General features: G+C 68.4%; 8 protein-coding genes and 1 pseudogene. 2 read left to right on the plus strand and 7 right to left on the minus strand.

Features of this window, described 5'->3' with window-relative positions; genetic code table 11:
- Window positions 1-772 precede the first annotated feature (772 nt).
- Complete coding sequence (locus QWY28_RS22725) at window positions 773-2,041, plus strand: M23 family metallopeptidase (RefSeq protein WP_300955206.1); 1,269 nt, start codon at window positions 773-775, stop codon at window positions 2,039-2,041.
- Window positions 2,042-2,333: 292 nt separating this feature from the next.
- A pseudogene (locus QWY28_RS24480) lies at window positions 2,334-2,816 on the plus strand (TniQ family protein); the annotation flags it as partial.
- A gap of 534 nt (window positions 2,817-3,350) precedes the next feature.
- Here QWY28_RS24480 and QWY28_RS22730 read toward each other — a convergent pair.
- The 7 genes from QWY28_RS22730 to QWY28_RS22760 all read right to left on the minus strand — a co-directional run.
- Entirely contained in the window at window positions 3,351-4,751 is a 1,401-nt protein-coding gene (locus QWY28_RS22730) for an NADH-quinone oxidoreductase subunit N (RefSeq protein WP_300955207.1), read from the minus strand.
- Between the two features lie 12 nt (window positions 4,752-4,763).
- The gene (locus QWY28_RS22735; protein ID WP_300955208.1) at window positions 4,764-6,254 is read right to left on the minus strand and encodes a complex I subunit 4 family protein; all 1,491 of its coding nucleotides are present in this window, start codon (window positions 6,252-6,254) and stop codon (window positions 4,764-4,766) included.
- A gap of 2 nt (window positions 6,255-6,256) precedes the next feature.
- Window positions 6,257-8,194, minus strand: coding sequence for an NADH-quinone oxidoreductase subunit 5 family protein (locus QWY28_RS22740; RefSeq protein WP_300955209.1), 1,938 nt, complete (start codon window positions 8,192-8,194; stop codon window positions 6,257-6,259).
- The gene (locus QWY28_RS22745; protein WP_300955210.1) at window positions 8,191-8,493 is read right to left on the minus strand and encodes an NADH-quinone oxidoreductase subunit NuoK; all 303 of its coding nucleotides are present in this window, start codon (window positions 8,491-8,493) and stop codon (window positions 8,191-8,193) included. The genes QWY28_RS22740 and QWY28_RS22745 overlap by 4 nt, the downstream gene beginning before the upstream one ends.
- Complete coding sequence (locus QWY28_RS22750; protein WP_300955211.1) at window positions 8,490-9,053, minus strand: NADH-quinone oxidoreductase subunit J; 564 nt, start codon at window positions 9,051-9,053, stop codon at window positions 8,490-8,492. The genes QWY28_RS22745 and QWY28_RS22750 overlap by 4 nt, the downstream gene beginning before the upstream one ends.
- Before the next feature lie 2 nt (window positions 9,054-9,055).
- On the minus strand, window positions 9,056-10,024 hold the full coding sequence (locus tag QWY28_RS22755; RefSeq protein WP_300955212.1) for an NADH-quinone oxidoreductase subunit H: 969 nt from the start codon (window positions 10,022-10,024) through the stop codon (window positions 9,056-9,058).
- A partial coding sequence (locus tag QWY28_RS22760; protein WP_300955213.1) for a hypothetical protein occupies window positions 10,017-10,800 on the minus strand: 784 nt, incomplete at its 5' end. The genes QWY28_RS22755 and QWY28_RS22760, both read right to left, overlap by 8 nt.

The following is a 10,800-nucleotide window of genomic DNA, read 5'->3' on the forward strand; positions in this document are numbered from 1 at the left end:
GCCCGCCGAGTACGAGGCCAACCACTGGGCGAGCATCACGCCCGAGCACTACCCTCAGACACCCGTCCCGACCGGGGCTGGTTCCAAGTAACCGAGCCTCCACGAAACCCGGGGCGATTCAATGCATCCTTTCGGTAACGAGGTCCGTTGGCTGCCATGTCGTGGCCGCCAATTTCTTGCCTTGGACTGACCGGCGGGCGTGTCGACATCTATGACGCCGCGAACGAAGCGGCCCGGCGTGGCGAAGCCATCGACCGCCCGAGTACTACTACCCTGCGTAGGACTTCGACGAAGGTCGTCGGAGCAACAAATCTCAGGAGGCATTCCGTGCAGTGGTGGGAGGTGCTCCTCGTCTTCGTTGGCATCCCCCTCGCCCTCTTTGTGCTGATCGCCGCGGCCGTCCTCACCCTGACTTCACCCAGCCGCGAGCCACCCGGGATCGTCGCCGGTATGCCCAGCGCGACGAGCGCCGACGCGGAGCCCTCGACGTCGCCTCGCACTACCGGCACTGCGTCAAGCGCCTCTACAGCGTCTGACGGTTCAGTACTGAGGGACGAACCAACGCTTCTGGCCGATGACGGTCAAGCCACCCGACCAGAAGCAGAACAGCAGTCCCGCCCACAAGACCCTGCGGAAGGTTGAGCGCCACTGCGTAGACGGCTGCCACGTTTAAGGAAGCCCGTGCACGCACAACCCGACCACCCGCCTACGCGGCCTGGCTGCACCCGCCGCGACGACACATGAAACGACGGGGGAACGACAAACTATGCCCGTGATTGCCATTCGACGACTCACTGCGACCGCACTAACGGTGATTGCACTCGTCGGCCCCACGATGCAAGCGGCCAATGGCAGCAGCCACGACGACCTCCAGGACCGACGGCAAGTGATCAAGCGGGACATCGAGAGAATTGAGGATGCGCTCGGCGAGTCAAGCGCTCGGCTGATCAGGACAAACCAGCGACTCGCAGACGCGCAGTCGAACCTGAACCTCGCTCGAGCAACGTTGCGCGGTGCGCATATCCGACTTCGCGTCGCCCGCCAGCGCGACCAAGCCCTTCAACAGGACCTCGCCCAGGCCAAAGCGCGTCTGAATGAGACTCGTGCAGACCTCGCCACAGGGGTCACGGCCATGCAGGTTCAACAGGACGCCGTCGCGGAGACAGTCACCGACATCTACCAAGGCGAAGAAACCCAACTGCTCGCGATCGCCACGTACCTAACCTCGACCACCACCGAGGACCTCGTTCGACGCGTGGCTGCTAACGACGTCATCGTTGACAACCAGACCCGGGTCTATGACGACCTTCGAGCCACCCAAGTGCTCAACGAGGTACGCGAGCAGCAAGTCGAGCAAGCGGCGGCCGAAGTTGCGCAACGTCAGCAGGACGCAGCCGCTAACGTCGTCGAACTCGCGGCAGCCCGGGAAGACGCTCGAGCGGCAGCCGCCGCAGTGCGCCAGACGGTCGCGAGGCACCGCAGTGAGGCAAACCAGGCCGCAAGAGTCCGCTCCGCCGACCTTGCGAAACTCCGCCGAGTGGAGGCAAGGGAACAACGCATCCGCGAGCGCATCCGCGAGCAAGCACGCCGTGACAAGGCGCGCCGAGACCAAACACGAGCGCCCCACACGGCCACCCCGATCGGTGGCGCAGTCTTGATGCGACCGGTCGTGGGCTCTGTAACGTCACCCTACGGCTACCGTACGCATCCCATCTACAAGTACTGGGGCCTCCACGACGGCATCGACTACGGGGCCCCCTGCGGGCAGGCGCTCTATGCGAGCGCGGGCGGAACCGTCACCGACTCTTACTACTCAGACGTCTACGGATACCGCCTGTTCGTCAACGTCGGCCGCGCAAACGGCAAGGCTCTCACCCTCGTGTACAACCACGCCAACGGCTACAACGTCAACGAGGGAGACCGCGTCAGCCGAGGCCAGGTCGTCGGCACCGTCGGCGACACCGGATGGTCAACCGGGTGCCATCTGCACTTCACAGTCCTCGCCAACGGCATACCCGTCGACCCGAAAACCTGGTACTGAGATCAGCGCGAGGCGCTTCGGCGACCCCATCCTCGAAAGCGAAGTCAGTCCGACACGGGGACGGCCTCGACTAGCCCGACAGCGACATGGACGCGTCATCACCGCCGCCCGGCAGCGGACATACGCATCATCACCAGGCACCCTGGAAGGCGTCGCAGAAGGGACGGAGCTGACCGGGCAAGTCGAAGGGGTGCCGAAGACTGAACTTCGGCACCCCTCGACGGCAGGCTCTCACACCGGCCGTGTCGACCTCGGCCAGGGGGTCTGCTGCACGAACGGGTGACAGATTGACGTGCCCAGCGCCGACACACATCGACGCAGATATCCCGTTCGTCGAAGGCCAGACCTCCGGCGGATTGCCGCCTGGCCGGAACCTTGCGAGGGCGAATCCTTCGCCAGCTGGGTGGACCGCGGAGCTCACCGCCTGGGGATCACCCGGCGTGACGCCTGGGCATGGCTCGGCCTGACTGACTGGCTGGGTGGGCAACCTCTCGCCTACGGGGCAGCGGTGAGCCCGGAGATGCTCGCCGGCCTCGCGCACGCGACGGGCACCGGTCCGGGCGTCATCGAGTCAATGCTGCTACGCCAGTACCGGCACACCGCGATCGACCTGCGCACGCTCGACCTCGGCAACCCTCGCAGCGTCCGAGAATGGGTTCGAGCCGCCTGGGCCTGGGTATCGGCCTCCCACGCATGCCCAGCCTGCTTAGCCGAAACCCCGAACGTATGGCTGCTGCGGTGGAAGGTCCCATGGTCATTCGTGTGCGTCCGCCACGAGAGCTTGTTGGTAGCAGCTTGCCCAGACTGCGGCTCCCGCCTACAAAGCAACGTCCTCGACGAACGGCAGCGCGCGTTCTGCTGTGCGACGCCCGAGTTCGCCCTCGACGGGGCCACCGCCCACGGCGCGCCGCGCCAACGTCGTGCCAGCGAGGACAGCCGGCAAGCTTTCGAAGCTAAGCCGTCCGTCGCCGCGATGCTGCTCAAAGACGTGCGGGCCGGCCTCGCCACGGTGGAGATGGATCTGCTGCAGTACGGCGAGTCCTATGCTTCGAGAGGACCAGCGGCAGGCCTCGCTGGCAGCGACGCTTTCGTATGTCGACGACTTCGTCGCCGGCGCCCGGCGGAGCAAGGCACCCGAAACCCGCCTGGCTGCGGACCTCCTCGACAGCGGCCTTCAGCGCCTGGTGGAGTTGCTCGACCGGGACCTCGTCAACCTGCGGCGACCACCCCGATGTGCCGGCTGCGTTCGCGGCCGATCACGGTCAGGATGCGCCGCTCCGGAGCTGACGGGACAGCCCGGCGTCCGTGCTCAGGCGACGACCTGCCACAAGAGGCCGGCGCCGATGCCGAGCCCGATGCTGACCGCCGCGGTGAGAACCGCGGTTGTCGAGGACCAGCGGAGAGGGGTGAAGGCACCGGCGCTGGTGCGCTCGTAGGGCTCGCGACCGTAGACGGGGGCGATCCACCGCAGGTAGTAGAAGAGACTCACCAGGGTGTTGAGCAGGACCACGACGGCCAGCCAGGCATGGCCCCCGTCCCAGGCAGCGGTCGCCGTGGTGAGCTTGCCGACGAACACCACGGTCGGGGGTGTGCCGACCAGACCGAGCAGGGCCACTACGAGCGACGCACCCAGCAGGGGGTGTGACCGGCCGAGACCGCGGTAGGACGAGAGGTCGCGGCGCTCTGAGAGGGCAGTGGTGACCCCGAAGGCGGCGAGGTTGGTCACCGTGTATCCGGCGAGATACAGCAACAGGGACGGCAGCGCCAGGTCGCTGCGACCGGCGACGGCGACCGGCACCAGCAGATAGCCGACCTGGCTCACCGTGGACCAGCCGAGCAGGCGGCGTGGATCGGTCTGCCAGTAGGCGGCGAGGTTGCCCAGCGTCATGCTGCCGACCGCGAGCGCGCCGATGAGCAGCGGCCAGTTCAGCACGTCGGGCAGCGCCGCGATGAGCCGGTAGGCGGCCACCACGGCGCCGACCTTCGGCACGGTCGTGACGAACGCCGCGGCGGCCCCGCCGGCTCCTTGGGCAGCGTCGGGCACCCAGTAGTGCCCGGGGACGCCGCCGGCCTTGAAGAGCAGACCGGCGAGCACTGCGACCACCCCTGCCGCTAGCACCCCAGCGGGTGCGTCCGAAAGGGGCTCAGTGAGCTCAGAGTAGGCCGTGGTGCCGGCGACGCCATACAGCAGCGTAGTGCCGACCATGAGCAGAATGCCGAAGATCGCTCCGAGCAGGTAGGTCTTCATCGCTGCTTCGGCGCCCCCGGGGGTGAGGGCCATGCCGATCAGGCCGTACAGCGGGACGCTCGCCAGCAGGAACCCCACGATCACCACCAGCAGGTCGTCGGCGCCGCCGAGGACGAGCGTGCCGGTGGTCGCGAACAGCAGCAGGGCATAGGTCTCGCTCTCCCTGGCCGAACCCGCGATCTCGTCCGAGACCAGGGCCAGCACGACGAGGGTGCCGAAGGCGGCCACGATCCGGACGACACCGGTGGTGACGTCGACGGTGAAGGTGCCTTCCATGGCCATCTTCGCGGGTCCGGGCAGCTCCACCGCGGCAGCGGCGGCTGCCGCGAGGAGTGAACCCGCAGCCGTGAGTCGGGCGACCCACTGGCGCTCTCGCGGCAAGAAGGAGCCGCCCAGGAGCACCACGAGCCCACCGGTGAAGAGCAGGATCTCCGGCAGAAGCAGAAACGGCCGCATGGCCATCGACTCCAACGCCTACCTCCCCACCAGCTCGACAACCGCACGAGCTGCCGGCTCGATGACTTCGAGCAGCGGCCGCGGGAGTACACCGATCAGCAGCGACAGCAGCAGCAGCGAGCCGACCGACCACAGCTCCGCGGGCCTGAGGTCGGTGAAGCCGACGGAACTGCCGCGCGTCTCGCCGGTGAGAATCCCTTGGAGTGCCCGGAGGAAGAGAGCTGCGGTCACCAGGATGCCGAGCAGCGCCACCGCGGTCACCGGTGCCGCGGCGATGCTGCCGGTGAAGACCTGGAACTCGGCGATGAAGCCGGAGAGCCCGGGGAGGCCGAGGGAGGCGAACGCGCCGACCGCGAAGAGCGCGGCGAACCGGGGTGCCGGTGCGGCGAGCCCGCCGTAAGCGGCCATGTCGTAGGTCGCCGCACGGTCGTGGAGCACGCCGGCGAGCAGGAACAGCGCGGCGGTGATAATTCCGTGGCTGACCATCTGAGTCACCGCACCGGTCACGGCTACCGACCTTGCCTCAGCGGTGTCCCCCGCGACCAGCCCTGCGGCACCCACGGCGAGCACGATGTAGCCCATGTGGTTGACCGAGGTGTAGGCGATCATCCGCTTAAGGTTTTCCTGGGCAAGCGACACCAGTGCCCCGTAGATCACCGAAACCACACCGACGGCGATCATCACCCAGGCCCAGCCGCGCCAGGCTTCAGGAAGCATCGGCATCGCGATCCGCACGAACCCGTAGGTGCCCATCTTCAGCAGCACCCCGGCCAGTACGGCCGAGCCGACCGCCGGGGCGTCGGTGTGCGCCGGCGGCAGCCAGGTGTGGAACGGCACCGTCGGGGTCTTCACGGCCAGCCCGAACAGGATCGCGGCCAGCACCAGCCCACCGGCCAGCGAGGAGCCGGCGAGCGGTGTCTGCTCGGTGAGCGCGACCATGTCGAAGGTGTGCGGATCCGCCGCGACGTAGAGACCGATGAAGCCGGCCAGCAGGGCCAGGGAGCCGAGGAACGTGTACAGGAAGAACTTCAGCGCCGACCGACCTGCGCCCTGACGGCCCCACCCCGCGATCACGAAGTACATCCCGACTATGGACAGGTCGAAGAACAGGAAGAACAGGATCAGGTCCGCGGCGACGAACAGCCCCATGCTCACGCTCTGCAGGAACAGGAACAGCGCGGCCTGCAGCCTCGGCCGGTCGGTCTCACGGAGCGCGTAGACGGCGCAGGCCAGGAAGATGACGCCGGTCATCGCAATCAGCGGCAGGGAGAGTCCGTCGACACCGAGGTGGTAGCTGCTGTTGACCCCCGGGATCCATTCGGCCTGCTCCTCGAGGGCCAGCTCCCCGGTCGCAGGGCTTTCGTACTGCAGCCACACCACCACCACCAAGGCGAGGTCAACGGCGGCGACGCCCACCCAGGCCCAGCGCGCCGCGGCGTCGCCGAGCCGCGGCAGCGCGGCCAGCGCCAGCGCTGCAGCGAGCGGCAGGAAGACGATCAGGGAGAGCACGTTCACCTCACTGTGACGAGAAGCAGTACACCGATCGCGAGGACCGCGACGGCCTGGATGTAGTACTGGTGCAGTTGACCGGTCTGTGGTCGTCGAGCAAGTCGGCCGAGTCCCCGCAGCCACGTGGCGAGGCCCTCGACGGCACCGTCGACCCACCGGTCGTCGCCGGTCGAGCTGCGCTCGGCCACCCGCAGCGAGGCACGGGACGTCGCCTCGACGCCGCTGTCGAGCACCCGGTCGTCGAACCGGGCCGCGCGGCGCGAGACAGAGAGCGCGGTGGATGCTGAGCCGGTGACCACACTGTCGAGCACCCGGTCGTCGAACCAGGCAAGTCGCGCGGCTAGTCCCAGCGTGGGCCGTACGACGACCGCCTGGGTCGCGTGATCCAGGCCGAGCCAGGTCAACGCCCACCTCGGCTCCGGGACCGGCCGCCACCATACGAGCCCGAGCACCAGCAGGGCGACCACGGCAGAGATCAGCAGCTCCACGAGGGAAGCATGGGGCGGTTGCTCGCCCAGAGCCTGGGCGACGGTCTCCCCCACAGGCGGGAGCGTGAGCAGCCCGAGGACCGCGGCGCCCACCGCCAGGACCAGTAGCGGCGCCTTCTCCAGCACGCCGACGTGCCCGGTGCCCGGCTGCTCCTCGTCGAGGTGCGACTCCACCTCAACCCGTGCGGAGTCCGGGACCCGATGCCAGATCACCACCAGGAGCTTCCCGGCGTACGCCGCCGACAAGGCGGCGGCGGCAAATCCGACGGCGTAGAGCCCAAGCGACTCCTCAAGCGCAGCAGCGAGCACGGCGTCCTTGGTCGCCCACAGCGCTAGGGGTGCGACGCCGGCCAGCGACAATCCCGCGACGGTCGCGGTCCAGCCCACGAGTCGCCACCGGCGGGCGACGCCGTGCAGTCCGGCGAGCTGTTTGGTGCCCAAGGCGGTGAGCCAGGCGCCGGCGGCGAGGAACAGCAGCGCCTTGGTGAAGGCGTGCGCTACGAGGTGTGCTGCTCCGCCGCTCACCGCCCCGAGACCTGCAGCCATGACGACGAAGCCGAGTTGGGCGGAGGTGGAGGCGGCCAGCAGCTGCTTGGCGTCGCGTTGGCCGACTGCCACGGCTCCCACCATCAGGGCGGTCAGCGCGCCGATCCAGGCGGTGGTCGGTGCGGCCCACCCGGCGGCGGTGAGGAGAGGTTCCATCCGTAGCAACAGGTAGCCGCCTAAGGCGACCATCGCTGCCGAGTGCAGCAGGGCGCTGACTGGGCTGGGCCCCTCCATGGCCCGTGACAGCCAGAACGAGAACGGCAGCTGTGCGGCCTTGCCGAGGCCGGCGACGAGCACACCTGCTGCGAGGACGTGCCGCCATCCTGCAGAGGTCGACGCGAGATCGGCCAGGGCCCAGCCCGCTCCTCCGGCCAGCGCAGCGCCGGCGGCTACGTACAACCCGACGTCCGCGGTTCGCGTGGTGAGGAACGCGGTCACGCCGGCTGACACGCGTCTGTCCTCGCGCCACCAGAAGCCGATCAGCGCAAACGAGGTGGCTCCCATGACCTCCCAGGCCAGCAGCAGCGTGGGCAGGGTCTGTGCCGCGACCGTGACCAGCGCCGCGGAGGCGAAGAGGAGCATCAGCCCGTTTAAGCGCCCTTGTGAGGCGTGGATCTCCCCGGCGGAGAAGATCAGCACCAGCAAGGTGACGAAGGCGACCGTCGGAGCCACGAGAGCCGACAGGGCGTCGATGCCGAGGGCGAAGTCGCTGCCGGCCATGAACGGCACCGACACGACAGGACGGGTCAGGGCGACGACCACGGACAGCACGCCGGTCGCCGTCGCGGTGCTGATGGAGACCGCCACTGCGGCGCGATCCAACCTGAAGACCGCCAGGACCCCGCCCACCACGGCGGGCAGCAGCACCATCAGCCACAGGGCGGTCCCGGCCATCGTCGCGGTCACTGGGTGAGGTCCGTCGCCATGTCGGTCATGTCCACTCCATGCTCGCGGTGGAGCAGTGTGGCCACCGCGAACCCCATCGCCATCTCTAAGGTCATGGCGGCGATGATGACCATGATGAGCACCTGGCCGGTGGGCTGTGGGGCGAGGAACCACCAGACGCCGGCTGCGGCGAGGATCACCGCGTTGATCATCAACTCCAGCCCCATCATCACCATCACCACGACCTGCTGGGAGATGGCTCCGTAGAGGCCGACACTGAAGATGGCGGCGGCGATGAGGAGGGTTGCCTCCAGCGTCATCGGCCCACACCCCCCGGTTGTGCGTCGTCGGGCGTGTGGCGCTTCAGGTCGTCACCGAACCGGTCGTAGCGGGTCCGGTGCGCAGCGAGCACGACGGCGGCGACGATGGTAGCGACCATGACCGGGCTGATCACGGCCATGACCAGCATCTTGGGGCCCATCAGCGCCTCGCCGAGCGCCCGAGTCACGTCGGGAGGTGGACTGCCGGTGCGTTCCGGCCAGTCGACCAGCAGGATGCCGGCGGCCAGGAAGAGGAACGTCGCAGCAGCGACTCCCAGTGCAGCCTTGTTGCTGTGCACCATGCTCATCGGCACCAGCGCCGGATTCATCCCCATGAACATGACCATGTAGACCGCCATGATGGCCATCTCCATCACCATCATAAGGATCGTCACCACTCCGACGTAGTTCTGCTGCAGGAAGAGCACCTGCACGCCCACCGCGATGAACGACACTGCGAGGGCGTACGTCGCGCGGGCCATCGAGTCGACGTAGAAGACCGCCGCTCCGGCGGCCACCGCCACGACACCGAGGCCCCAGAATCCGATATCGGTGATCACCCTCATCCCTTCCCCACCGCGACCACCGCCACGACCAGGTCCTGCACCAGGACAGCCGGAAGGAGCACCAGCCAGCCGACCTCCATGAACGTGTCCGGCCGGAATGCCGGCAGTCTCCGCCGCACCCAGACCAGTAGCGCCAACAGGACAACCGTCTTGACCAGGACCCAGGCCCAGCCGGGCAGCAACGGGCCCGCACCGCCGCCGAGGAACATCGGGACCGCGAACGCTGCTCCGGCCGCCAGCAGCGCGTAGCGCCCTGCCTCGAACACCAGGCGGTCGACGCCTGAGAGCTCCGCCCGCACCCCGCCGGCGATGTCTGCGCTGAGCGCCGGGGCGAACGGTCCCCACACGGAGAACGCGGCGACGCCGAGGAGGTAGACCCCGAACGCCACCGGCATCCACAGCGCGAACCACAGCCCCTCCTGAGCCCCCGCGACCGCGCCGACGTTGAGACTCTCGGCAGCAATCGCCGGCGCCACCAGAGCGAACATCAGCGGGAGCTCGTAGCCGAGGCCATGGGCCAAGAACCGGTAACCTCCCACGAGCGAGTGCGCGGAGTTCGCACCCCAACCGGTCAACCAGATCAGCGCCCACACCGTGACGTCCATGGCGTTGAACCACATGACGCCCACGTCGAGATCGAAGATCGTCCACTCCCCCAGTGGGACCACCGCCACCATCAGTGCAGCGGTGACGAACAGACACGCGCCGCCGATGCGCCAGAGCAGGTTGTCGGCCGCGACGGTGGTACGACGCCGCTGCCGCATCAGCCGGGCAGCCTCCCCGAACGGCCGCGTCACACCCCCTGGCCCTCCTGTCGCACGCGCCGAGAGCACCCCGTCGAGCATCGCGGCGGCCACCACGAGCCCAGCCAGAAGCGCCACCGCCAAGACCGCCCACCCGGGACCCACGACCGTGACCGAAGCGTCTAGCGACTCCAAACCCGCCATCCCCAGCACCTCAACCATGCGAGACCTCTAGCTCCGCGTCATCGGGTCGCAGGTGATGGATATCGAGGCTGGCGACAACCAGCCGCGCCGCAGCCAGGTCCAGGCCGATGACCGCAGCTGCCAACTGATCGGTCGAGAGCGTCCGGGCCTCGACGGCACCCGTAGCCGCCGCACGGTCCAGCATGCCGATCAGTCGGTCATAGGTGTCACCCGCCGCGTCGGCCGGCAACCCCTGTTCCTGGACGGCGTCGCCCGTGAGCGGGCGCAGGCCCCGCAGCGACCAGCGCAACGCCCGGGAGCGACGGACCCTCCGCCGGAGCCGACCCACGCCGCGGTTCACCGCATCGGTGTCCTCGAGGGCGTCATTGCGGAGCCTGCGGGCTTCGACCGCGGCGCCGTCCCATCCTGTCAACGCCAGCAGGGCAGCAATGTTGTCGAGCCGACGGGCAGTTCCAACCGACCCACCGTCGTGGTGGTCGGCTTCGTCCAGCAGCTCGGCGCGAGCGTCGACAATGACATCACCCTGCAAAGAACAATGCACCACCAAACCTGCCGGCCAGTGCGGCAGCACGGGTCCCAGGCGCACGTTGAGGACGTCCATCTCAAGCCCGTCACGATCCTCGCCGCCCTCCGCAAGCGGAATGCCCCCCGGAGACAAGTCCATGCCGCCGTGGTCCATGCCGCCGTGGTCCATGCCGCCGTGGTCCATGCCGCCGTGGTCCATGCCGCCGTGGTCCATGCCGCCGTGGTCCATGCCGCCGTGGTCCATGCCGCCGTGGTCCATGCCGCCGTGG

This window comes from Nocardioides oceani (genome assembly GCF_030412965.1).
Lineage (GTDB): Bacteria > Actinomycetota > Actinomycetes > Propionibacteriales > Nocardioidaceae > Nocardioides > Nocardioides oceani.

Coding starts and splice junctions, on each gene's coding strand:
- QWY28_RS22745 (WP_300955210.1), bottom strand. CDS start 8,493: ATGACGCTGGAGGCAACCCTCCTCATCGCCGCCGCCATCTTCAGTGTC.
- QWY28_RS22730 (WP_300955207.1), bottom strand. CDS start 4,751: ATGGCCATGCGGCCGTTTCTGCTTCTGCCGGAGATCCTGCTCTTCACC.
- QWY28_RS22755 (WP_300955212.1), bottom strand. CDS start 10,024: ATGGTTGAGGTGCTGGGGATGGCGGGTTTGGAGTCGCTAGACGCTTCG.